The sequence below is a fragment of the Acinetobacter sp. 228 genome (assembly GCF_048147885.1).
In genome coordinates this window covers 1-1,296 of record NZ_JAYWYV010000317.1, presented here as the reverse complement: position 1 = coordinate 1,296, position 1,296 = coordinate 1, and the positions used below count along the sequence as shown (strand labels likewise).

At 41.0% G+C, this 1,296-nt stretch carries 1 protein-coding gene and 1 pseudogene; both read right to left on the bottom strand.

Annotation, left to right across the window (positions count from 1 at the left end; genetic code table 11):
* Positions 1-929, bottom strand: a 929-nt coding sequence (murG, locus tag VXQ92_RS18565) for an undecaprenyldiphospho-muramoylpentapeptide beta-N-acetylglucosaminyltransferase (protein ID WP_416682799.1), incomplete at its 3' end; no start/stop codon positions are given.
* A 237-nt stretch (positions 930-1,166) separates the two neighbouring features.
* A pseudogene (locus tag VXQ92_RS18560) lies at positions 1,167-1,296 on the bottom strand (glutathione synthase); the annotation flags it as partial.

Below are 1,296 nucleotides of genomic sequence, written 5' to 3'. Positions count from 1 at the left end.
ACATCGGCCAGAAATTTGGCATTTGCAGTTTGGTGGTCATCCACCGCAATAGGAAGCGGTACAAAAACTGCTGCAACACCAGCTGTTGCTACTTCTGTCACAGTTAAAGCACCAGCACGGCAAATAATCAGGTCTGCTTCGCTATAAGCTTTCGCCATATCTTCAATAAACGGCAAAACCTGTACGGTCAAATTTGCTGGTGCGTCTGCGTATAAAGCTTGAGTTGCTTCAACCTGTTGCTGACCACATTGATGGAAAATATTCAGTGGAACTTCAAGTTGTTTTAATGCCGGAGGTAAGCGTTCATTCAGTGCTTTTGCACCTAAAGAGCCGCCCACAATTAAAATATTTAACGGCTTACCCGCTTGCTCGCGTTCATCATAGCGCCACTTTGGACTTAAGATATCAGTGATTTCACGACGTACCGGATTGCCAGTTGTCACTACTTTTTCGCTAGCAGGAAATGTATTTGGAAACGCTTCACATACCACTTTAGCAACACGGGATAACTGTGCATTGGTAAATCCTGCAACCGCATTTTGCTCATGGATGAGAACAGGAATACCTAATAAACGCGCTGCTAGCCCACCCGGGCCTGCCACATATCCCCCAAAGCCTGCAACAGCATCCACTTTAAGCTGTTTCATATAGCGCATTGCACTAAAAGTTGCTTTTAAAATTTTAAAAGGTGCAGCAAGTTTACGGATCACTCCGTTTCCACGCACACCTTGAATATCAATTTGATAAATTGGAATATTTTGATCTTTTAATAAACGATTTTCCATACCTGTTGGCGTGGCTAACCATGAAACTTGACAACCTTGTTGTTGAAGTTGTTTGGCTACGGCGAGGGCTGGAAAAACATGTCCACCAGTACCGGCAGCCATCATCATGACATGTTTAGGTTTGCTTTGCTGTGAATCGGTCACGGTCTAATTCTTCAACTCAAAAAACAATGGAAATTGTCATCTATTTTTGTAGCCGTTTATTTTAATCCTAAAGCTTCATTAACGAAAAGCGAATTTCACTCGTTTATAACAGAAAGATGTGCTTTTTTGAAAATATGCCTACAAAGCGCTAGCGTATTTCATATTGTGATTTTATTAATTCATATATTTTCGGGTGATTTCCAATAATAAGCTTAGGAAACCACCCGAAATAGACCCTTATGCTGGACGACCAGCTTCTAATACATCAAATAGGTCATCGGCAATTGATGTACCAAATTGCGCATCAATTTCACGAATACAGGTTGGACTTGTCACATTAATTTCAGTGACATAATTTCCAATTACA